Below are 21,527 nucleotides of genomic sequence, written 5' to 3' on the forward strand. Positions count from 1 at the left end.
GTCAGGCTCCCCAGCCGGCCTGGGCGCCGTCGGCCCGCTCGGCGCTGATCGTCTCGAAGTAGCCGGAGCGCAGGTAGGCGGCGATCGGGTCGGGGTCGAGGCCCTGCTCCTCGCGGAGCGAGGCGAGCAGCGGGCGGACGTCGGTGTTGTAGGCGTCCATGAGCACCGCGTTGGCGCCCAGCACGTCGCCGCTCGCCTGCGCCTTGGCCAGCGCGCCGGCGTCGACCAGCAACGCCTTGGCCAGCGCCTCCTGGACGTTGAGCACCGAGCGGATGACCGCCGGGATCTTCGGCTCGATGTTGTGGCACTGGTCGAGCATGAAGTTGACGCCCGACTCGGGCCGGTGCGCGTCCTGGGCCACGATCTCGTGCAGGATGCGGAACAGCTGGAACGGATCGGCCGCGCCCACCATGAGGTCGTCGTCGGCGTAGAACCGCGAGTTGAAGTCGAACGCCCCCAACCGGCCGGCGCGCAGCAGCATCATGACGATGAACTCGATGTTCGTGCCGGGCGCGTGGTGGCCGGTGTCGAGGACCACCTGCGCCTGGTCGCCCAGCGCGAGGCAGTGCGTCAGCGACGTGCCCCAGTCGGGGATGTCGGTGGAGTAGAACGCCGGCTCGAAGAACTTGTACTCGAGCAGCAGGCGGTGGTCGTCGTCGAGCGCGGCGTAGATGGTCTGGAGCGACTCGGCCAGCCGCTCCTGACGGTCGCGCAGGGAGTCCTGGCCGGGGTAGTTGAGGCCGTCGGCGAGCCAGATCTTCAGGTCCTTCGAGCCGGTGGCCCGCAGGACGTCGATGCACTGCAGGTGGTGGGCGACGGCCTTGGCGCGGATGGCGGGGTCGGGATTGGCCAGCGAGCCGAGCTTGTAGTCGTCGTCCTGGAAGACGTTGCTGTTGATGGCACCGATCTCGACGCCGAGGTCGCGGGCGTGCGCGGCCAGCGCGCCGAAGTCGTCGACCAGGTCCCACGGGATGTGCAGCGAGACGCGCGGCGCCGAACCCGTGTAGCGGTGCACCTGTGCGGCGTCGGCGATCTTCTCGAACGGGTCGCGCGGCACGCCCGGCTGGCCGAACACCTTGAACCGGGTGCCGGAGTTGGCGAACGCCCAGGACGCCGTCTCGACTCCCAGTGCGCGGACGGCCGCCTTCACGTCGTCGTGAGTTGTCATCGTGTGTTGCCTCCAACGGCCGTCTTTGAACCGATTCAGCTCATCCGTCAAGCTACGCGGTCCGGCGGCGGCGCGTCAACCGGCCGGGCCCTCGGTGGGGCGGCCGTCCAGCCGGTAAGCTGCGGCGATGGCAGGAGCCCCGAACATCCGTGAGGTGGCGGTGCGGGCCGGCGTGTCCGTGGGCACGGTGTCGAACGTCCTCAACCGGCCCGAGCTGGTCGCCGAACCGACCCGCGAGCGCGTCTACGCCGCCATCGCCGAGTTGGGCTTCGTCCGCAACGACTCCGCCCGGCAGCTGCGGGTCGGCCGCAGCCGCACCCTCGGCCTGGTCGTGCTGGATGTCGCGAACCCGTTCTTCACCGACGTCGCTCGCGGCGTCGAGGACACCGCGAACCAGCACGGCCTCGCCGTCATCCTGTGCAACACCGACGAGGACCCGCGCAAGGAGGCCTCACACCTCGACCTGCTCGCCGAGATGCGCGTGCAGGGCGTGCTGATCAACCCGATCGACACCGACGGCCGCATCGCCGGGCTGCGCGACCGCGGCATCCCGGTCGTGCTCTTCGACCGGCTCGGCGACCCCGCGGTGGAGTGTTCCGTCGCGGTCGACGACGTCCTGGGCGGCCGGCTGGCGGCGACCCACCTGATCGAGGCCGGGCACCGCTCGATCCTGTTCGTGGGCGGGCCGCTGACGCTGCGTCAGGTGCAGGAGCGCTACGAGGGCGCGTCCGCGGTCGTGTCGGCGCGCGACGACGTCGAGCTGACCGTCCTGACGACGACGGCGCTCAACGTGGCGGCCGGGCGGGCGGCGGGGGACCGGCTGGCCGCCGGAGGCCGCGACGCGCTGCCGTCGGCGGTGTTCTGCGCCAACGACCTGGTGGCGCTCGGGGTGCTGCAGGCGCTGACGCACGCGGGGCTGCGGGTGCCGGCCGACGTCGCGATCGTCGGCTACGACGACATCGACTTCGCGGCGGCCGCGGCGGTGCCGTTGTCGTCCGTGCGCCAACCGCGCCAGCAACTCGGCCGGACGGCGGCGGAGCTGCTGCTCGCCGAGACGATGGCCGACGAGCACGAGCATCGGCAGGTCGTGTTCGATCCGGAGTTGATCGTGCGCGACTCGTCGTCGCGCTGACTTCGGCAGCGCGCCGTCGTGCGGCGTTCGCTGCCTTGCGGCCGTTCGCCGGCTTGCGGCAGTGGGTCGTCCCCCTGCTGCCCAGGTTCTTGGCCGCGCATGCGCGCCTCGAGTCCGCGCCCTCTGTGGTCGGCGTTCGCCGTGGTCGGGGGCTTGGACTGGACCCGCGCGCACGCGGTCGAAGAACGGGCAGCTGTCAGGGGATGGGGCAAGTGCGGGCACAGCCCGCCCCGGTGCGTCGTTCGCCAGGCTTCGATAGCCGGAGTGCTGTTTCGGATGTCGTTGGTGGGCTGATCGCGTGATTCTGGCTATCGAAGTCGGCTCCGGGTCGTCGGCGTGGGTCAAGCGGTCGCCCGTCGCGCGAAGCGCCAATGGGGTCCGCTCGAGGCGCGTGCTTCCGGCTCAGAGAATGGGTCAGGGGAACGGCGAACCTGGCAAACGGCCAACGGTCGGCCAGCCAACGAGAAGCCCAGCCGACCGATGCCCCTCAACCTCGGTGGACCGAACCGCTAGTCCTCGACGATGGCCTGGATCTCGGCGACCGGGATCGGCGTCGCCTCCCACGGCGTCTCGAACACGGCCGGCACGCCGGCGATCTCCATGACGGTGCCGTTGAACTCGAACCGGACCGTGTAGACCAGCCGCGCCTGGCCGTCGTACGCCGGCTGGCCGTCGACCGTCGCGGTGCCGTTGACCGACGCCTTGTCGTACACGTAGCTGCAGGCGTCGCTCTGCGCCACGGAGAACGGGCAGGTCAGCGTCGTCGATCCGTCGCCCGGCTGGACCTCGAGCCGCTCCGGCGTGGCGATGGCGACCAGCCCGGCCGCGGACGTGCCGGTGATCTCGCCGTCGCCGGCGCCCTCGGCCCAGTACCAGGTGTCGAGCGTGACGAAGGCGCGCCCCGGCGGGTTGAACGCGAGGTCGAAGTCGGGCGCCACCAGAGCGCCGAAGGCCTGGACGGCCTCCTGCTCCCAGTTGATGACGTTTTCGGGTGGGTCGAGCCAGAGGTACTCGTTGCTGACGAGGTCTTCCTCGGGCGGCTGGGTGAAGCAGGCCTGATTGGCGTAGACGGCGTCCTCGGGTGCGTCGGCCGGCTTCTCCGGCCAGTCCTCCTCGTCAGGGGCCGACGGCGGCGGGCTGAAGACATAGCAGCTCAGGTCGCCGTCGCAGTAGGACCAGTCGTAGTTGAACTGGTCCTCACGGCCGAGGTAGCACTCGGGCTCGGCGTTGCCGCCGTCGTCGCCACCGCCCTCATCGCCGCCGCCCTCGTCGCCACCGCCGCCCTCGTCGCCGTCGCAGACGTTGATGTACTCCCAGACGCCCGGGCTGGTCTCGACGTACTGCATGCAGTCCTCGGCGGCCGCGGGGGTCACCTGAACGGCGGTGATCACCATGGTGCCCACCACGGTGACCGCGGCCAGCAGGAGGCCGGTGAGCCGGCGCTTCAGCATGTGATGCCCTCCGCTTCGATGGGGTCGCCGATCAGCCATGAGCCGTCGAGCAACAGCACCTGGAACCCGACCGGATAGATCGCCGGCTTGTCCGGGTTGGCGGGGAGCGGCTCGCCGTTCTGCGTCGCCACCCACGCGCTGTCGTCGACGCATGAGGTGACGGTGCCCCGCTCGCCGTCGATCGAAACCGTGGTGTCGTACACCCGCGGCTCGCCGGTGAAGACGATGCCCTCCTGCTCGTACGTGCGCGCGGTCTGCAGGTGCAACGCGATGGTGGACTCCGTCGCCACGCCCGCGAACGCCTCGGGGCTGGTGTCGGGACCGTTGACCGACTGGATGCGGGCGTCCCAGTAGCGCTCGTAGGCGTCGAGAGCGGCGGCCTCGGCGTCGGCTCCGGCCGACGGGTCGCCGGACGGGTCGGCCGTGGGCGCCGCCGTCGGGGTGTCGTCGAGACCGGCCGGCTCCTCGCCCGACGACGAGCACGCGGCGAGCGCCGCGACGGCGGCCACCGCGGCCAGCGAGCGCGGGAGGATCGGGGACGTCGTCCGTGGGCGTCGGGTCCAGGTCACGACCCTGACGATAACGGAGTGGGCCGAAGCCTTGTCACGAATGTGTCTCGACGCCGAGACCTGTTGACGAGCGGCCGGGGTCGCGACCAGCCTGTGCCGTGGCGTATGCCGTCCGTTTACCCGGCGGAGGTAGCGTCACCGCCGTCAAACTGCCATGTAGGGGGTAGAAATATGCGCCTGAACAGGCGTTTCCACCGTGCCCTGGGTGCTGCAGCCGCCCTGGGACTGGCCGGGGTCGGGCTCACCGCCGTCCCCGCGCAGGCTGCCGAGGTCCAGATCGACGTTCTCGGCATCAACGACTTCCACGGCCGCATCAGCGCCGACGGTCAGGCCGCCGGCGCCGCGGTGCTCGCCGGCGCGGTCGCCGAGCTGAGCGGCCCGAACACGGTCTTCGCGGCCGCGGGCGACCTCATCGGGGCGTCGACGTTCACCTCGTTCATCCAGCAGGACAACCCGACCATCGACGCGCTGAGCGCCGCCGGACTGGACGTCAGCGCCGTCGGCAACCACGAGTTCGACCAGGGCTACTGCGACCTCATCGACCGCGTCATCCCGCGGGCGACGTGGGAGTACATCGGCGCCAACGTGACGGTCGCCGACGGCGCCGACACCGGCTGCGACACCGACACCGAACTGGCGCCCACCTGGACCGAGGAGTTCGACGGTGTCACCGTCGGCTTCGTCGGCGCGGTCACCGAGCACCTGCCCGAGCTGGTCAGCCCGAGCGGCATCGCGGCGCTCGAGGTCGGCGACATCGTCGAGGCCACCAACGCCTCCGCCGCCGAGCTCAAGGCCGACGGCGCGGACATCGTCGTGCTGCTGGTGCACGAGGGCGCCGCCACCACCTCCGTCGAGTCGGCCACCGACCCGGCCAGCGACTTCGGCAAGATCGTCACCGGCGTGAGCGCCGACGTCGACGCCATCGTCTCGGGCCACACGCACCTGGCCTACAACCACAGCATCGAGGTGCCGGAGTGGGCCGGCCGCGAGGTCACCACCCGCCCGGTCGTCAGCGCCGGCCAGTACGGCTACAACCTCAACAAGATCAGCTTCACCTACGACACCGACGCCGGGGCGGTCTCGGCCGTCACCTCCGACATCATCGCGCTGACCGAGCAGAACTCGGACGGCTCCTGGTCCGCGCTCTACCCGGCCGACGAGGCGATCGCCGAGGACGTCGCGGCCGCGGAGGACGCGGCGGAGGAGCTGGGCGCGCAGTCGCTCGGCGAGATCACCGCCGACCTCAACCGCGCCCGCCAGTCCGACGGCGCCACCGAGAACCGCGGCGGCGAGTCGCCGCTGGGCAACTTCGTGGCCGACGTCCAGCTGGCGGCGGCTCAGGTGACCGACCCCTCGGCGCAGATCGCCTTCATGAACCCCGGCGGCCTGCGCGCCGACCTGCCGTTCGCGAGCAGCGGCGAGGGCGACGCCGACGGCAACGTCACCTACCAGGAGGCGGCGCTGATCCAGCCGTTCGCCAACACGCTGGTGACCACCACGCTGACCGGCGAGCAGCTCGCCCAGGTGCTGGAGGAGCAGTGGCAGCCCGAGGGGGCCTCGCGGCCGTTCCTCAAGCTGGGCGTCTCGGCCGGCCTCACCTACACCTACGACCCGGCCGCGGCCGCGGGTGAGCGCATCACGACCCTCGAGCTGGACGGCGCGCCGGTCGACCCGGCCGGCGAGTACCGCGTCGTCGTCAACTCGTTCCTCGCCTCCGGCGGCGACAACTTCGCCACCCTGGCCCAGGGCGGCAACCCGGCGGACACCGGCCAGGTCGACCTGCAGGCCATGGTGTCCTACCTCGGCGAGAACTCGCCGGCCGCGCCCGACTACGGGCAGCGGGCCGTCGGCGTCACCTGGGTCTCCGACCCCGCCGCCGTCTACGAGTCCGGCGACGAGATCGCCGTCGACCTGTCGTCGCTGCTGTTCAGCCACGGCGAGCCGGTCGACGCGACGGCGACGGTGACGCTGGCCGGTCAGGAGGTCGGCAAGGTCGACATCGACCCGGCCGTCGTCGACACCACCGACGAGGTCGGCCGGGCGCAGGTCCGCGTCACGGTGCCGACGATCACGCCCGACTCCGCCAAGGAGGCGGCCGAGACCACCCTGGTGGTCGAGCTGGCGGAGACCGGCACGACGGTCACCCTGCCGGTGACGGTCGACTTCGGCGACGACCCCGGCACCGACGACGGTGACGAGGACGGCGGCGACAACGGTGACGAGGACGGCGGCGACGAGAACGGCGCCGACGACGGCACCGACAGTGGCGCGGACGAGAACGGGTCCGACGACGGCGACGAGAACGGCGATGCCAACGGGTCCGACAACGGCACCGACAACGGGACCGAGGACGGCGACGAGCTGCCCGACACCGGTTCGTCCGGTGTGCTCTGGTGGGTCATCGGCGGTGTCGTCGTGCTCGCGCTCGGCGGCGGCCTGTTCGCGCTCTCGCGGCGCAAGGGCAGCGCAGGTGGCGACGCCGGCGGCCCGGCCGTCTGACGTCTGACGGCCACACCGGCCGAGCTGTACCGACCGTGGCGCCCCGCTCACCCGGCGGGGCGCCACGTCACCCCCGAGGCCCGATCCCTCGACCCGAAAGGTCCGACCGATGCACTCGACCAGACGTCCTCTCCGCTGGCTCGCGGCGGTGGCCGCGGCCGGCCTGGCCGGCGCGAGTATGGCGGCCGTGCCCGCACTCTCGGCCGGAGCGGCCGAAGGCGACCCGTTCATCAGTGAGATCCACTACGACAACGTCGGCACCGACACCGGCGAGGCGATCGAGATCCAGGCCGACCCGGGCACCGACCTCACCGGCTGGCAGATCGTCCTCTACAACGGCAACGGCGGCGCGCCGTACAACACCCGCACGCTCAGCGGCGCCGTCCCGGCCGCCGGCGTGGTCGTCGCGACGTACCCGGCCGACGGCATCCAGAACGGCTCGCCCGACGGCATCGCGCTGGTCCGCCCCGACGGCAGCGTCGCGGAGTTCCTCTCCTACGAGGGCGGCATGACGGCGGTCGGCGGCCCGGCGAACGGCATGGCCGCCGTCGACATCGGCGTCTCGCAGGCCAGTTCGACGCCGATCGGCCAGTCGCTGCAGAAGATCCAGGGTGTCTGGACGGGCCCGCTGGCGAGCACCTTCGGCGCGGTCAACGGCGGCGGCGACCCCGATCCGGACCCGGAGCCCGAGGCGGCGACGATCCCGGAGATCCAGGGCACCGGCGCCGACTCCCCACTGGTCGGCACGACGGTCGTCACCAGCGGCGTCGTCACGGCCGCCTACCCGACCGGCGGGTTCGGCGGGTACTACATCCAGACGCCGGGCAGTGGCGGCGACGCGGTGCGGACGGCGTCCGACGCGGTGTTCGTCTACTCGCCGTCGACGGCGGGACAGGTCGAGATCGGCGACCACGTCCGCGTCACCGGCGAGGTCACCGAGTACTTCGGGCTGACCGAGATCGAGTTGGCCGCCGACGGGCTGGAGACGCTCACCGAGCCGGCCGAGGCCGTCAAGCCGGTGCCGTTCACGCTGCCCGCGACGGAGGCCGGTCGCGAGGTCTACGAGGGCATGCTGGTCCGCCCGGCCGAGGGCTACGCCGTCTCCGACACCTACGCACTGGGCGGCTGGGGCAGTAGCGCGTTCGGCTCCGTCGGCCTGGGCTTCGGCGGCCCGCTGGTGCAGGAGACCGAGGTCGCCGCACCCGGCACACCGGAGTTCGACGAGGCGGTCGCGGCGAACGCGGCCCGCGCCGTCACACTCGACGACGGCCAGTCGAACCGCACGGCCACCAGCAGCCTGGTGCCGTACCTCACGAACGACGACCCGGCCCGCACCGGCGCCGGCGTCACGTTCCAGGACGACGTGATCTTCGACTTCCGGTTCCAGTGGAACTTCCAGCCGACGTCGCCGGTCACCGGGCCCGCGCCGGACGTCGTCACGTTCGGCACCGGTAACACCCGCGCGGCGAACGCGGCGCCGGAGGAGGTCGGCGGCGACCTGAAGATCTCCGCGTTCAACGTGCTGAACTACTTCACCACGCTGGGCGTCGACCTGCCCGGCTGCCAGGCCTACACCGACCGCGCCGGCACCCCCATCACCGTCTCCGGCGGCTGCGACGCGCGCGGCGCCTGGGACGAGACGAACCTCGACCGGCAGGAGGCGAAGATCGTCGCGGCGATCAACGGCCTCGGCGCCGACGTCGTCTCGCTGCAGGAGATCGAGAACTCCGCCGCGTTCGGCCAGGACCGCGACGTCGCGCTGGCCACGCTGGTCGACGCGCTCAACGCCGACGCCGGCGCTGACACCTGGGCGTACGTGCCGTCGCCGGCCGCGCTGCCGAGCGACGAGGACGTCATCCGCACGGCGTTCATCTACCGGACGGCCGCGGTCGAGCCGGTGGGCGAGTCGGTCATCCTCATCGACGACCCGGCCTTCCACAACGCCCGCGAGCCGCTGGCGCAGGAGTTCCGGACCCTCGGCACCGGCTACGAGTTCAACGCGATCGTCAACCACTTCAAGTCCAAGGGCGGTGAGTGCGGCGACCTGCCGGAGGGCTGCTTCGACGCCGACCGCACCGCGCAGGCGCAGGCCCTGGTGGCCTTCGCCGGCGAACGGGCCGCGGCGACGGCGACCGACGACGCATTCCTGCTCGGCGACTTCAACGCCTACAGCGGCGAGAACCCGATGCAGGCGCTTTACGACGCCGGGTACACCGACCTCAACAACGAGTACGCCGGCGAGCACACCTACGTGTTCGACGGCAAGGTCGGCTCGCTGGACCACGTGCTGGCCAGCTCGTCGGTCGTCGAGGCGGGTCTGGTGACCGGCGCCGACGTCTGGAACATCAACTCGGTGGAGTCGGTGCTGTTCGAGTACTCGCGGTACAACTACTTCGCCAGCGAGCTGTTCCAGCCGGGCACCGTCTACCGGGCCAGCGACCACGACCCGATCCTGGTCGGTGTGCAGACGCCGGTCACGTTCGACGGGGTCCGGGGCCTGGTGCAGCGCTACGCCGCCGCAGGCGCCGTCAACCGGTCGCAGGAGGCGCAGCTGATCGCGCACCTGTCGACCGCCGAGCGGCTGTCCGCGCGCGGCCTGGCCGGGCCGGCAGGCACGTCGCTGGACCGGTTCGTCGCGGTGGCCCAGCGGGTGGCCGACGCGGACGCCCGCGCCGCGCTGCTGGCGGCCGCCGAGAAGCTGCGCTCGCAGCTCTGACGCACCCTCAGCAGCGGGGCCGTCCTTCCTCCGGGAGGGCGGCCCCATGCTGTCGGCAGGGGCACCTAGAGTGTCCGGCATGACCGATCTCCGGGCCGCCGTCGAGGCCATCCTCCCGTCCGCGCGTGCCGACCTCGAGCGGCTGGTGCGCATCCCCAGCGTCAGCGCCGACCCGGCCCGCGCCGGCGACGTCCTCGCCAGCGCCGAGGCCGTCGCCGAGCTGGCCCGCGGTGCCGGAGCAGCCCAGGCCGACGTCGTCAGCGCGGCCGGTGGCCGGCCTGCGGTCATCGCCAGCTGGCCGGCCCCGGAGGGCGCGCCCACCGTCCTGCTCTACGCCCACCACGACGTCCAGCCCACGGGTCCGCGCGAGGGCTGGACCACCGACCCGTTCGAGCCCACCGAGCGCGACGGCCGGCTCTACGGCCGCGGCAGCTCCGACGACAAGGCCGGCGTGGCCACGCACATCGCGGCGTTGCGCGCGTTCGACGGCCGCCCGCCGGTCGGTGTCGTGCTGTTCGTCGAGGGCGAGGAAGAGATCGGCTCGCCGTCGTTCACGCCGTTCCTCGAGGCCTACCGCGACCGCCTGTCCGCCGACGTCATCGTCGTCGCCGACTCCGCCAACTGGACCGCCGAGGTCCCGGCGCTCACCACCAGCCTGCGCGGCGGCGTCGACTGCCTCGTCACCCTGCGGGTGCTGGAGAAGTCGGTGCACTCCGGCGTGTTCGGCGGGCCGGTCGTCGACGCGCTCACCGCGCTGACCCGCCTGCTGGCCACGCTGCACGACGACAAGGGCGACGTCGCCATCGCCGGGCTGGTCACCACCGGCGCCGCCGACGTCGACTACCCCGAGGAGCGCTACCGCGCCGAGGCGGGCGTGCTCGACGGCGTCCAGCTGGTCGGCACCGGCTCGCTGCCCGACCGGCTGTGGACCCGGCCCACGGCGTCCGTGCTGGCCCTCGACGCCCCGGCGGTCGCCGACGCCTCCAACATCCTGGTGCACGAGGCGCGCGCCAAGGTCAGCGTCCGCATCGCGCCCGAGCAGGACCCCCGCGCGGCGCTCGACGCGCTGGAGTCGCACCTGCGCGAGCACGTCGAGTTCGGCGCGCAGCTCGAGATCACCGAGGGCATGGTCGGCGGCGGCTGTGCGCTGCCGACCGAGGGCCTGGTCGTCGAGGCCGCAGAGGCCGCGCTCACCGAGGCGTTCGGCGTCACGTCGGTACGCACCGGCATGGGCGGCTCCATCCCGTTCATCGCCGAGTTCGAGAAGACGTTCCCCGACGCGACCGTGCTCGTCACCGGCATGGGCGACCCCCTCAGCGGCCCGCACGGGCTGAACGAGAGCCTCGACCTCGCGATGTTCGCCAAGGGCTGCCTCGCCGAGGCGCTGCTGCTGGACCGGCTGGCCCGGCTCCCTCGGTAGGGGTCCGGCGGTGTCGCGGCACGTCGCGCTGCTCCGGGGGATCAACGTCGGCGGCAAGAAGAAGGTCGCGATGGCCGATCTCCGCGCGCTCGTCGCGGGGCTCGGCCACACCGACGTCACCACCTACATCAACAGCGGCAACGTCGTCTTCACCAGCGCCACGCCGGACGCGGGGCGCGACGAGCTGGAGACGGCGATCGAGGCGGCCATCCAGGCCGAGCTGGGCCTGGAGGTCGCCGTCCTGGTCCGCACCCACGGCGAGCTCGCCGCCGCCGTCGACGCCAACCCGTTCCCCGACGCCGAACCGTCCCGGCTGCTGCTGAGCTTCCTGCGCGCGGTGCCCGACCCTGACCGTTACACGGCCGCCGAGGGCCTCGAGTCCGGCGCCGACGAGTTCCGCGTCGACGGCACGACGCTGTATCTGCACGTCCCCGGCGGCGCCGGGCGCAGCAAACTGGCCGCGGCGCTCAGCAAGCCGGCGTTGGGGGTGGCGACGTCGCGAAATCTGGCCACTGTGCGCACTCTCGTGCAACTCTCACAAGAGCCGGGAAACCGCCGTTCGGACTGAACGACGCCCGTCCGCGCTGACAGACTGCGGCCATGGAGAACGAGGCCATCCTGTTGCAGGTGCGCGACGGCGAGCTGGTCGGCGTCGGCTCCTGGGTCTACGCGTGGCTGCGGCCGGGCGCCGGCCGTCCGGTGGTCTACGTCGGCAGCACGGGGGTGCCGCCGGTGGTGCGCATCTGGCTGCACCTGCACGACACCGACCCCGACATCGGCCGGATGCTGGCGCGCTACCCCGACGTCGCTCGTGACCCGCTCGACGTGCTCGCGTTCCCCGTCCCGGCCCGCCTCGACCGCGCCGCGGTGAAGGCGGCGCTGGTCGACCGGCTGGAGACCCGCGGGCTGCTGTCCGAACAGTACGTCGGCGACCCGCCGGGCCTGCTCACCGCGAACGGCGGCGTCGCGCCCGCCGTCGAGTGGATGGTCGGCCAGGTGGCGGCCCACGCCGACGCCACCGGCTGACGTGGCCGGGCTCCGCCGGCGTCAGGCGCGCTGCGACAGCGCCCGCGTGACGAGCGCGTCGGACAGCTCGCGTAGTCGCCGGCGGGCGTCGGGGTCGAGCGCCTGCGGGTTCGGCGACGCCGCCATGGTCTGGTCGAAGTAGACGCCGCTGACGTCGGCCAGCTCCGGGTCGGCGACCAGCCGCAGTGTCGCCTCGCCGCCGTCGTGCAGGGTGCTCAACGGAGTCAACTCGGCCTCGCGGACCATCGACGTCGCCATCAGCGTGGCCGGATGCAGTGCGTTCGCCGTGACGCCGGTGCCGCTCAGCTCGTCGGCGAGGTCGAGGGTGAACATGATCTGCGCGAGCTTGCTCTGCCGGTACGCCCGGTAGCCGTCGTAGCCGTGGTCGAGCATCGGGTCGGCGAAGTCGATGGGCGCCTGGCCGATCGACGCGACGTTGACGATGCGTGCGGGCGCCGCCGCGACCAGGGCCGGCAGCAGCCGCCGGGTCAGGTGGTAACTGGCCAGGTAGTTCACCGCGAACCGCAGTTCCACGCCGTCGGGGCTCAGCTCGCGGCCGCCGCCGGGCTCGCCGAAGCCGACCGCGGCGTTGTTGACCAGGACGTCCAGACCGGGAAAGCGGTCCAGGACCTCGTCGGCCAGGCGGTCGACCTGGCCGAGATCGGCGAAATCGGCCCGTACGACGCCGACCGGCTCGCGTCCGCCGTCGGCCCGGATCTCGCGGGCGGTCTCGTCCAGACGCGCCGGATTGCGTCCGTGGAGGATGACGCCGGCGCCCGACGCCGCCAGCCGCAGCGCGAGCCATCGGCCCAGGCCATCGGTCGCACCCGTGATCAATACCGTCGTGGGGCTCATGTCTTGAGGTAACGACCCGCGGCCCCGGTGTTCTTCCCACCGCTCGCAATCCTGGTCCAGCTCCGTACACTGGGTGCCGTGGCCCGGGGCGATGGACGACTCACGCACGACATCAACCCACAGGAGAAGGGGCCGCAGGACGCCTGCGGCATCTTCGGGGTGTGGGCACCCGACGAAGAGGTTGCCAAGCTCACCTACTTCGGGCTGTACGCGCTGCAGCACCGGGGTCAGGAGTCGGCCGGCATCGCCGTCGGCAACGGCGAGCAGATCCTCGTCTACAAGGACATGGGCCTGGTCAGCCAGGTCTTCGACGAGTCGACGCTGAACACGCTGGTCGGCCACGTCGCCGTCGGGCACACGCGCTACTCCACCACCGGCGGCAGCCACTGGCAGAACGCGCAGCCGACGCTCGGCGCCACGCCGGCCGGCACCGTCGCGCTGGCGCACAACGGCAATCTCACCAACACCGCCGAGCTGTTCGAGCTCGTCAACGAACGGGTCGGGTCGGCCAGCGGCGAACTGCGCTACGGCAACACCACCGACACCGCGCTGATCACCGCGCTCATGGGCTCCTACGCCGACCGCACGCTCGAGGAGAGCGCCGCCGAGGTACTGGCCCAGGCGCGCGGCGCGTTCTCGCTGGTGTTCTCCGACGAGAACACCCTCTACGCCGCCCGCGACCCGCAGGGCGTGCGTCCGCTGGTGCTGGGCCGGCTGGAGCGCGGCTGGGTGGTCGCCAGCGAGACCGCGGCACTGGACATCGTCGGCGCCTCGTTCATCCGTGAGGTCGAGCCCGGCGAGCTGGTGGCCATCGACGCCGACGGCCTGCGCTCGCGCCGCTTCGCCGCGGCCGAGCCGAAGGGCTGCCTGTTCGAGTTCGTCTACCTCGCCCGCCCCGACACCCACATCTCCGGGCGCTCGGTGCACGAGACCCGCGTCGAGGTGGGGCGACGGCTGGCGCGCGAGCACCCGGTCGACGCCGACCTCGTCATCCCGGTGCCCGAGTCGGGCACCCCGGCCGCCGTCGGCTACGCCGAGGAGTCCGGCATCCCGTACGGCATCGGCCTGGTCAAGAACGCCTACGTCGGCCGCACGTTCATCCAGCCGTCGCAGACGCTGCGCCAGCTGGGCATCCGGCTCAAGCTGAACCCGCTGCGCGAGATCGTCGCCGGCAAGCGGCTGGTCGTCGTCGACGACTCCATCGTGCGCGGCAACACCCAGCGGGCGCTGGTGCGCATGCTCCGCGAGGCCGGCGCCAGCGAGGTGCACGTGCGCATCTCCAGCCCGCCGGTCAGCTGGCCGTGCTTCTACGGCATCGACTTCGCCTCCCGCGCGGAGCTCATCGCGACCGGCCTGAGCACCGACGAGATCCGCCGTTCGATCAGTGCCGACTCCCTCGGCTACGTCTCGCTCGACGCCCTGATCGAGGCGACGACGGTGCGCAAGAACGATCTCTGCCGGGCCTGCTTCGACGGCGTCTACCCGATCGAGCCGCCGGCCCGCGCGGGCAAGGACGTGCTCGAGCAGGAGACCATCCCCGGCTGCGAGACGCCCGACCGCGACGGCCTGGAGCGAGCCTCATCACTCGGAGATCCTGCCGATGGCCTGAACGCCCTGCTCAGCGCGGGTGGAGCCGCCGATGCGCTGCGGCGTCCGTGAGGCCGGGTTGTGACAAACCGCCCGAAATGTGGTTGCCTGCTCCTCGGTCACGAAACGGTCTCGAGCTGAGGTAGGAGGAACGTAGTGTCGCGGTCCCGTCATGGACGGTCTCGTCATCGACGCACCAAGATGCCGGCGTTCGCCCGCCTGCCGGAGCTGACCCGTCGCCGGGTCGCCCTCCTGGCCGCTCCGGTCGTGCTGGCCGGTGCCGCCGTCGCCGGGGTGACGATGTGGCCCGACGGCTCCGACGTCGGCAACGACGCGACCACGTCGCTCGGCATGCCGGAGCGCGAGGAGTCCGCCAGCCGCGGCGAGGACCGTCCGCCGCTGCCGCCGATGACGCCCAACGCCGCCCCGACGCCCACGGCCACGCCCACTCCCACCGTGACGCCGACACCGACACCGATCCCCACGCCGACTCCGACCCCGACCCCCACGCCCACCCCGACACCGACTCCCACGCCGGAGCCGACGGTCGCCGGGCAGCTGTTCGTCACGGCCGGCCTGAACGTGCGCTCCAGCCCCGATCTCGAGGGCGAGGTCGTGACCGTTCTCGGCACCGGCACCGAGGTCGACATCACCGGCGCCACCGAGGGGACCTGGTCGCAGATCCTGCTCGACGGCGAGCCGTACTGGGTGGCCACCGAGTACCTGGCCCAGGAGCCGCCCGCCGAGGAGCCTTCCGGCGGCATCTCCGCCGCCGAGTGCGAGTCCGGCTCCGGGGTCGAGGACGGCCTCGCCCAGGACGCCATCCGCGTCCACCGCGCGGTCTGTGCGATCTTCCCGCAGGTGACGTCCTACGGCGGCGTGCGCGCCGGCGACGGCGGTGAGCACGGCTCCGGCCGCGCACTGGACATCATGATCCGCGGCTCCGTCGGCGACGAGATCGCGGCGTACGTCCGCGAGAACTACCGCGAGCTGGGCGTCAGCGAGGTCATCTGGCAGCAGCGCATCTGGACCGTGGAGCGCTCGTCCGAGGGCTGGCGCTCGATGGAGGATCGCGGCGACGACACCGCGAACCACTACGACCACGTCCACGTGACCGTCTACGGCAACGAAGGCAGCACCTGACGCGTGCTCGGCACGGCTGGTCGCGTCACACTGCCGCCACACAGGCGTGTGGCTCGGGCGAGCCGAAGGGCCGGAACCTCGCGGCCGGAAGCCGGTGGGCGAACAGCCGCACCGTTCGCAGCGCCTCCACAGCGGTATTCGATCGCATGCACGCGATCGCCGCTGCCGGCGCCGATGATCCGGTCGCGGTCGGCCGGTGTGGTGGCCGGCGTGACCCAGGCCAGCGCCCGCGGGCACTGCTGGGGGAACCAGTAGTCGGGGCAGCGCTGCGCGTCGACCGCCCAGTCCTACCAGCCGCCGGCGGGACGGCGGGCGGGGCCGGTGTGGCCGAACCCCGCCCACCCACGGAGCCGCTCCGATCAGCCTGACACGAGGTCGATCCGCGCGCTCTCCTGGACGAACCCGACGGCCTCGAACGCCTTCGCCATGGGCACGTTCGCGTCGTCGGTCTCGCCGACCACCTTCTCCGCGCCCTGCTCGGCCTGCCAGCGCGTCATCCAGGCGAGCAGCTCGCGGGCGTACCCGTGGCCGCGCTGCTCGGGGACGACGCCGACGTAGCCCGTGAACACCTTGACGCCGGGGTCGCCTGTGACCAGTCCCACCAGTCCGCCCGAGCCGTCGTAGGCGACCCGCCAGCCGTCGGCCGGGCCGGCGTAGTTCATCATGTCGGTCAGTTCCTCTGCGGCCAGCTCGGTCGCGTCGCGGGTGCGCAGCGACCGCTGGGTGTGCGCGTCGAGGCTGCCCTCGAACGTGCGCCGGTAGGCGTCGGCGAGCGCCGGATCGTCCGGCCCGCTGACCGGCTCGAACCGCAGCCCGTCGCGGACGGACGGGACACCGGCGGCCGGGGTCCAGCGGAACCGGCGCCGCGTCACCAGGATCTCGAAGCCGGCCGCCTTCGCCGCGGCCAGCAGGTCGTCCAACCCCGGCGGCGGGTCATCGCGCCAGCCCGCCGGCGGGAACAGGTTCAGCTCGACCTGCTCGAGGCCGCCGGCGTGCAGGTCGGCGGCGGCCCGGCGCAGGAGCGCCGACATGATCTCGACGCGGTCCGGCTCGGCGCCGAGGTCGAAGAAGTCGAGGATCCACGGCTGGTCGTTGGCGGGCGCACCCCAGCCGGCGACCCGGCCGGCGGTCCGGCCGGCACGGTGGGCCGTCCAGACCCACTCGGGCCGGCGGTTGCGGTTGGCGAACGCCTTGGTGATGTGGGCGTCGGTGACGACGAGGTCGGAGATGGGGGTGCCCAGTTCGGACCGGGCGCCGCGCAAGAGCGCGAGTGCCTCGTCGGGCGTGCTGGGACGGGTGATGCTGAGCTGCATGTCTCTCCTTCGGGAGAGTCAGGCGCCGTCCTCGCCATGGAGGGCGGCGCGGAAACCGTTGCGGGACATCGCGACCTCCTCTCCGTCGGGCCGGGCCGCTGCAGGTCCGGACGCTGGGCGCGAGCTTAGCACCACCCACCGGATACGCTTCTATGCGTGTCGAGCAGCGAGAGCGCGCCCACGGGTGCCACCTATGCCAGTGCCGGGGTCGACATCGAGGCCGGTGACCGCGCCGTCGAGCTGATGAAGGAGTGGGTCGCCAAGGCCCGCCGCCCCGAGGTCGTCGGCGGCCTCGGCGGCTTCGCCGGGCTGTTCGACGCCAGCGCGCTGACGGCGTACCGGCGGCCGCTGCTGGCCACGAGCACCGACGGTGTCGGCACCAAGGTGGCGGTGGCGCAGCGCATGGACGTCCACGACACCATCGGCTTCGACCTCGTCGGCATGGTCGTCGACGACATCGTCGTGTGCGGGGCCGAGCCGCTGTTCATGACCGACTACATCGCCTGCGGACGGGTGGTCCCGGAGCGCACCGCCGCGATCGTCAAGGGCATCGCCCAGGCCTGCGTCGTCGCGGGCTGCGCGCTCAGTGGCGGCGAGACGGCCGAGCACCCGGGTCTGCTGGACCCCGACGAGTACGACGTCGCGGGCGCGGTCACCGGGGTCGTGGAGGCCGACGCGCTGCTCGGCGCCGAGCGGGTCCGGGCCGGTGACGTCGTCGTCGCCATGGCGTCGTCGGGTCTGCACTCCAACGGCTACTCGCTGGTGCGGCACGTGCTGCTCGAGCGGGCCGGCTGGGCGCTGGACCGCGACGTGGCGGAGCTCGGCCGCACGCTGGGCGAGGAGCTGCTCGAGCCCACCCGCATCTACGCCCAGGACTGCCTGGCGCTGGCGGCCGCCGTCGAGGTGCACGCGATGTCGCACGTCACCGGAGGCGGGCTGGCGGCCAACCTGGCCCGGGTGCTGCCCGGCACCGTGACGGCCCGCCTCGATCGCGCCACGTGGGCGCCGCAGCCGGTGTTCGGACTGGTCGGCGAGGTCGGCGGGGTGGCGGAGGCCGAGCTGGAGAAGACCCTCAACATGGGGGTGGGCATGGTGGCCGTCGTGGCGGCCGACGCCGCCGACGCCGCGGTGCGGCTACTGACGGATCGGGGTGTTCCGGCATGGATCGCCGGCGAGGTGATCAGCGGCGACGGGTCGGCGACGTTGCACGGCGCCTACCGCGACTGACCGTACGCGACTGATCGGCACGAGCGATCTGCTGGCCTCGGACACCCGATGCCAGCAGACCGCTCGGACGATGCGGTATCGCTAGCGACCCGGGTCAACCCGCATGACGACGGGGTTCGTCGTCATCGTCGTCGAGGTAGCGTGAGTACTCGTCGTACTCCTCGCTGGTCTCCTCGTCGAGGTCGTCATCGTTGCCGGCATTGCCGTCGGTGCCCAACTCACGCTGCAAAGCGCCGAAGTCGGTGTCCAGAGTCTGGTACTTCAACCGACGGGCGACCTTTGTCTGCTTGGCCTTGGCCCGGCCGCGCCCCATAGGGTCGACCCCCTCGCACAAACCGGGGCGACCAGCTCACTGGACGCCCTCGTTTCCCTTCAGATGACATCTGCTCGTAGGGACAACGGTACAGGGTCCGAGGCTGTTCCGCCTCATCCGGTCCCAACAATGGGCCTTCCGCGCGTCATCCGCCCAGGTAGACGTCGCGCAATCGGCTGACGGCGCTGATGCGGCGCTCGGCGAGGCGGTCGGCGGCGACGGCCGGTGGGACGCCGTCGTCGGCGGCCAGCTGGAAGATCTCGCGAGTGGTGTCGAAGATCTTCGTGGCCTTCGCCTTGGCCCGGTCGAAGGAGAATCCGTGCAGCTCATCGGCGACCTGGATGACGCCGCCGGAGTTCACGACGTAGTCGGGCGCGTAGAGGATGCCGGCGTCGTCGAGGCTCTTCTCGATGCCGGCGTGGGCGAGCTGGTTGTTGGCGCCGCCGCAAACGGCGGCCACCCGGCCCTCGGTGAGCAATGTCATGGTGTCGTCGTCGAGCGCGCCGCCCAGCGCGCATGGCGCGTAGACGTCGATGCCGGCGCCGAGCAGCTCGGTGGCGTCGCCGACGACGTCGATCTGCGGGTGTGCGGTGCGCAACTGGTCGAGCGCGTGCTCGGACACGTCCGTGACGACGACCGAGGCGCCTTCGTCGAGCAGCAGGCCGGTCAGCTTGGAGCCGACCTTGCCGACGCCGGCGATGCCGACCCGGCGGCCGGCCAGGCTGGTGCCGTCCCACAGTCGCTCGGCGACGGCGCGCATGCCCTGGAAGACGCCGAACGCGGTGAGCACGCTGGAGTCGCCGGCACCGCCCTCGGCCGGCGAGCGGCCCGTGACCCACCGGCTCTCGCGGGCGACGACGTCCATGTCGGCGACATAGGTGCCGACGTCGCACGCGGTGATGTAGCGGCCGCCGAGCGACTGGACGAACCGGCCGTAGGCGCGGAGCAGCGTCTCGGACTTGTCCAGCTCGGGGTCGCCGATGATGACCGCCTTGCCGCCGCCGTGATCGAGGCCGGCCAGCGCGTTCTTGTAGGTCATGCCGTGGGAGAGGTGCAGGACGTCCTCGAGCGCGGCGTCCTCGGATTCGTACGGGTAGAACCGGGTACCGCCAAGGGCGGGCCCGAGGGCAGTGGAGTGGAGCGCGATGATGGCACGTAGGCCGCTTCCGGCATCGTGGCAGAAAACGACCTGCTCGTGTCCGGTGTGTCGGCCGAACACAAGGGGCGACGCCTTGGTCATGGTGGTGACCCTTTCACGTCCGGGCCCGCGGGGTGTGCGGGCTGAGTGTCAAGCTCACTCTAGGACGACCGGCGGTAGCGAGGAGGCACCACGGTGAGGCGATGGCACGGCAACCCCTGGGCGATCCTGATCACGCTGTGCCTCGGCTTCTTCATGACGCTGCTCGACGTGACGATCGTCAACATCGCCATCCCCAGCATGATGACCGAGCTCGGCGCGTCCCTCGACGAGATCCTCTGGGTCATCAACGCCTACGTGATCATGCTGGCGGTGCTCGTCATCACCGCGGGCCGGCTGGGCGACCTGCGCGGGCAGCGGACCATGTTCATCATCGGCGTCACGGTGTTCACGCTCGCGTCGCTGGCCTGCGGGTTGTCGCAGGGACCGGCCATGCTCATCGTCTGCCGTGTGGTGCAGGGCATCGGCGCGGCGATCCTCATGCCCCAGACGTCGGCACTGCTGATCACCACGTTCCCGCCGGAGAAACGCGGTACGGCGTTCGGCATCTGGGGCGCGGTGGCCGGCGTCGCCACCGTGGCCGGGCCGACGCTCGGCGGGCTGCTGGTGACGGTGTTCGACTGGCGGTGGATCTTCTTCGTCAACGTCCCGGTGGGCGTCCTCGTCCTGGCCATGGCGTGGTCGATCATCCCCGAGTCGGGGCGGCGTGAGCGGCACCGGCTGGACCTCCCCGGCGTCGTGCTCGCCAGCGCCGCGCTCGTGCTCCTGACGTTCGGCCTGGTCGAGGGCGAACGGTTCGGGTGGGGGCAGGTGTGGGAGTTCGTGTCTATCCCGGCGCTGCTGGTGGCGGGCGCCGTCCTGCTGGGCGTGTTCCTCGTGCTGCAGGCGACGCGCCAGGACCGCGAGCCGCTGATCCCGTTCGGGCTGTTCCACGACCGCAACTACTCGGTCATGAACGGCGTGGCGGGGCTGGTCGCCATCGGCATGGTGGGGACGTTCCTGCCGATCACCATCTACCTGCAGACCGTGCTCGGGCACACCGCGCTGGAGGCCGGGCTGACGCTCGCGCCGATGTCGGTGGTGTCGATGTTCGTGGCGCCGCTCGCGGGCCGGTTCACCGACCGCGTCGGCGGCAAGTACATCCTGATCGCCGGCCTGGTGCTCTACGGTGTGGGCGTCCTGTCCTTCGCTCTGGTGGCCACGGACACCGCGCAGTGGTGGCACTTCCTGCCGTCGCTGCTGGTCGCGGGGCTGGGGCTGGGGTGCATCTTCGCCCCGATGAACACGGTGGCGATGCGCGACGTGCCCGGCCGGGTGGCCGGCGCGGCGTCTGGGGTGCTGAACACCAACCGGCAGCTGGGTCAGGTCGTCGGCAGCGCGGTGGTCGGCGCGGTCCTGCAGGGGCTGCTCGCGAGTCGGTTGCATTCCAATGCCGTTGCGGCCGCAACGGCATTGCCGTCCGACGTTCGGCAGCCGTTCATCGACGGCTTTGCCGGGACCGCAGAAGGAGGTCTGCAGGTCAGCGCCACGCAAGGCGGAATTGACATGGCACTGCCACCGGGAGTTTCTCAAGAAGTCGCGGGAAAGATCGCCGAAATGGCGCACGAAGTGTTCATACAGGGCTATGTTGATGCAATGAAGCCGACGCTGATCGTTCCGGTCGTCGCCGTGGCATGTGGGGCACTGCTGTGTCTCGCAGTCAAGGGTGGACGAACGAGGCGAGAAGTGGAGGCGGGTGGTACCGGCACTCGGACGATCTCCGATGCCGGGTGAGGCCGTCCCAGCACGACTTGGGTCGGTTCGCGGCTTACGTGAACCTTACGTAGGCTAGAGACACCCTGGGTGGACATCATCCGAATGGCTGGCATGGGTCGAGCCGTACGGGCGGTGTCGTTCAAGGGGGTCGACAG

The 21,527-nt window shown here is 71.8% G+C and carries 17 protein-coding genes and 1 pseudogene; 10 read left to right on the forward strand and 8 right to left on the reverse strand.

Annotated features, from left to right (window positions below; translation table 11 throughout):
- Window position 1: 1 nt before the first annotated feature.
- Window positions 2-1,168 (reverse strand): L-rhamnose isomerase, encoded by a 1,167-nt coding sequence (rhaI, locus tag DZA62_RS13330; protein ID WP_116949376.1) that lies wholly within the window; start codon window positions 1,166-1,168, stop codon window positions 2-4.
- A 127-nt stretch (window positions 1,169-1,295) separates the two neighbouring features.
- Between rhaI and DZA62_RS13335 the strand changes: the two genes are divergently transcribed.
- Window positions 1,296-2,300: a LacI family DNA-binding transcriptional regulator gene (locus DZA62_RS13335; protein ID WP_116949377.1), complete on the forward strand. Its 1,005-nt coding sequence runs from the start codon at window positions 1,296-1,298 to the stop codon at window positions 2,298-2,300.
- 509 nt (window positions 2,301-2,809) lie between these two features.
- On the opposite strand, the gene DZA62_RS13340 is transcribed toward DZA62_RS13335, so the two are convergent.
- Window positions 2,810-3,751 (reverse strand): hypothetical protein, encoded by a 942-nt coding sequence (locus DZA62_RS13340; protein WP_116949378.1) that lies wholly within the window; start codon window positions 3,749-3,751, stop codon window positions 2,810-2,812.
- Entirely contained in the window at window positions 3,745-4,320 is a 576-nt protein-coding gene (locus DZA62_RS13345; protein ID WP_157987647.1) for a hypothetical protein, read from the reverse strand. Before DZA62_RS13345 ends, DZA62_RS13340 begins: the two co-directional genes overlap by 7 nt.
- A 171-nt stretch (window positions 4,321-4,491) precedes the next feature.
- Between DZA62_RS13345 and DZA62_RS13350 the strand changes: the two genes are divergently transcribed.
- From DZA62_RS13350 to DZA62_RS13375, 5 genes are all read left to right on the forward strand, one after another.
- On the forward strand, window positions 4,492-6,819 hold the full coding sequence (locus DZA62_RS13350) for a 5'-nucleotidase C-terminal domain-containing protein (RefSeq protein ID WP_198663712.1): 2,328 nt from the start codon (window positions 4,492-4,494) through the stop codon (window positions 6,817-6,819).
- Window positions 6,820-6,928: 109 nt separating this feature from the next.
- The gene (locus DZA62_RS13360; protein WP_157987648.1) at window positions 6,929-9,535 is read left to right on the forward strand and encodes an ExeM/NucH family extracellular endonuclease; all 2,607 of its coding nucleotides are present in this window, start codon (window positions 6,929-6,931) and stop codon (window positions 9,533-9,535) included.
- A 79-nt stretch (window positions 9,536-9,614) separates the two neighbouring features.
- Window positions 9,615-10,955, forward strand: a complete 1,341-nt coding sequence (locus DZA62_RS13365) for a dipeptidase (RefSeq protein ID WP_116949381.1) — start codon at window positions 9,615-9,617, stop codon at window positions 10,953-10,955.
- 10 nt (window positions 10,956-10,965) lie between these two features.
- Window positions 10,966-11,523, forward strand: coding sequence for a DUF1697 domain-containing protein (locus tag DZA62_RS13370; RefSeq protein ID WP_116949382.1), 558 nt, complete (start codon window positions 10,966-10,968; stop codon window positions 11,521-11,523).
- Between the two features lie 32 nt (window positions 11,524-11,555).
- On the forward strand, window positions 11,556-11,981 hold the full coding sequence (locus DZA62_RS13375) for a hypothetical protein (protein WP_116949383.1): 426 nt from the start codon (window positions 11,556-11,558) through the stop codon (window positions 11,979-11,981).
- Window positions 11,982-12,002: 21 nt separating this feature from the next.
- Here DZA62_RS13375 and DZA62_RS13380 read toward each other — a convergent pair whose 3' ends face one another.
- Window positions 12,003-12,836, reverse strand: a complete 834-nt coding sequence (locus DZA62_RS13380) for an SDR family NAD(P)-dependent oxidoreductase (protein ID WP_116949384.1) — start codon at window positions 12,834-12,836, stop codon at window positions 12,003-12,005.
- A 78-nt stretch (window positions 12,837-12,914) separates the two neighbouring features.
- Between DZA62_RS13380 and purF the strand changes: the two genes are divergently transcribed.
- Together purF and DZA62_RS13390 are read left to right on the forward strand one after the other, a co-directional pair.
- Entirely contained in the window at window positions 12,915-14,495 is a 1,581-nt protein-coding gene (gene purF, locus DZA62_RS13385) for an amidophosphoribosyltransferase (protein ID WP_116949511.1), read from the forward strand.
- Window positions 14,496-14,624: 129 nt separating this feature from the next.
- Window positions 14,625-15,566, forward strand: a complete 942-nt coding sequence (locus tag DZA62_RS13390; protein WP_198663713.1) for an SH3 domain-containing protein — start codon at window positions 14,625-14,627, stop codon at window positions 15,564-15,566.
- A gap of 34 nt (window positions 15,567-15,600) precedes the next feature.
- Here DZA62_RS13390 and DZA62_RS37570 read toward each other — a convergent pair.
- Window positions 15,601-15,850: pseudogene (locus DZA62_RS37570) on the reverse strand (DUF6886 family protein); the annotation flags it as partial.
- A 75-nt stretch (window positions 15,851-15,925) separates the two neighbouring features.
- Window positions 15,926-16,879 carry a GNAT family N-acetyltransferase gene (locus DZA62_RS13400; protein ID WP_116949385.1) on the reverse strand — a complete coding sequence of 318 codons (954 nt, stop codon included), beginning with the start codon at window positions 16,877-16,879 and terminating at the stop codon, window positions 15,926-15,928.
- 156 nt (window positions 16,880-17,035) lie between these two features.
- Here DZA62_RS13400 and purM point away from each other — a divergent pair, with 156 nt between their 5' ends.
- Complete coding sequence (purM, locus tag DZA62_RS13405) at window positions 17,036-18,106, forward strand: phosphoribosylformylglycinamidine cyclo-ligase (RefSeq protein WP_116949386.1); 1,071 nt, start codon at window positions 17,036-17,038, stop codon at window positions 18,104-18,106.
- A gap of 94 nt (window positions 18,107-18,200) precedes the next feature.
- Here purM and DZA62_RS13410 read toward each other — a convergent pair whose 3' ends face one another.
- Window positions 18,201-18,419, reverse strand: coding sequence for a DUF3073 domain-containing protein (locus DZA62_RS13410; protein ID WP_116949387.1), 219 nt, complete (start codon window positions 18,417-18,419; stop codon window positions 18,201-18,203).
- 145 nt (window positions 18,420-18,564) lie between these two features.
- Window positions 18,565-19,659: a Glu/Leu/Phe/Val dehydrogenase dimerization domain-containing protein gene (locus DZA62_RS13415; RefSeq protein ID WP_116949388.1), complete on the reverse strand. Its 1,095-nt coding sequence runs from the start codon at window positions 19,657-19,659 to the stop codon at window positions 18,565-18,567.
- Window positions 19,660-19,752: 93 nt separating this feature from the next.
- Between DZA62_RS13415 and DZA62_RS13420 the strand changes: the two genes are divergently transcribed.
- Window positions 19,753-21,390, forward strand: coding sequence for a DHA2 family efflux MFS transporter permease subunit (locus tag DZA62_RS13420; RefSeq protein WP_198663714.1), 1,638 nt, complete (start codon window positions 19,753-19,755; stop codon window positions 21,388-21,390).
- The last annotated feature ends 137 nt before the right edge of the window (window positions 21,391-21,527 follow it).

The sequence above is a fragment of the Jiangella endophytica genome, from assembly GCF_003427025.1.
In the GTDB taxonomy this organism is placed as follows: Bacteria; Actinomycetota; Actinomycetes; order Jiangellales; family Jiangellaceae; genus Jiangella; species Jiangella endophytica.

Bases quoted from the DNA above. Each gene is read 5' to 3' on its own strand.
- rhaI (WP_116949376.1), bottom strand. From the start codon at position 1,168: ATGACAACTCACGACGACGTGAAGGCGGCCGTCCGCGCACTGGGAGTC.
- DZA62_RS13335 (WP_116949377.1), top strand. From the start codon at position 1,296: ATGGCAGGAGCCCCGAACATCCGTGAGGTGGCGGTGCGGGCCGGCGTG.
- DZA62_RS13340 (WP_116949378.1), bottom strand. From the start codon at position 3,751: ATGCTGAAGCGCCGGCTCACCGGCCTCCTGCTGGCCGCGGTCACCGTG.
- DZA62_RS13350 (WP_198663712.1), top strand. From the start codon at position 4,492: ATGCGCCTGAACAGGCGTTTCCACCGTGCCCTGGGTGCTGCAGCCGCC.
- DZA62_RS13360 (WP_157987648.1), top strand. From the start codon at position 6,929: ATGCACTCGACCAGACGTCCTCTCCGCTGGCTCGCGGCGGTGGCCGCG.
- DZA62_RS13365 (WP_116949381.1), top strand. From the start codon at position 9,615: ATGACCGATCTCCGGGCCGCCGTCGAGGCCATCCTCCCGTCCGCGCGT.
- DZA62_RS13375 (WP_116949383.1), top strand. From the start codon at position 11,556: ATGGAGAACGAGGCCATCCTGTTGCAGGTGCGCGACGGCGAGCTGGTC.
- DZA62_RS13380 (WP_116949384.1), bottom strand. From the start codon at position 12,836: ATGAGCCCCACGACGGTATTGATCACGGGTGCGACCGATGGCCTGGGC.
- DZA62_RS13390 (WP_198663713.1), top strand. From the start codon at position 14,625: ATGCCGGCGTTCGCCCGCCTGCCGGAGCTGACCCGTCGCCGGGTCGCC.
- DZA62_RS13400 (WP_116949385.1), bottom strand. From the start codon at position 16,879: ATGCAGCTCAGCATCACCCGTCCCAGCACGCCCGACGAGGCACTCGCG.
- DZA62_RS13410 (WP_116949387.1), bottom strand. From the start codon at position 18,419: ATGGGGCGCGGCCGGGCCAAGGCCAAGCAGACAAAGGTCGCCCGTCGG.
- DZA62_RS13415 (WP_116949388.1), bottom strand. From the start codon at position 19,659: ATGACCAAGGCGTCGCCCCTTGTGTTCGGCCGACACACCGGACACGAG.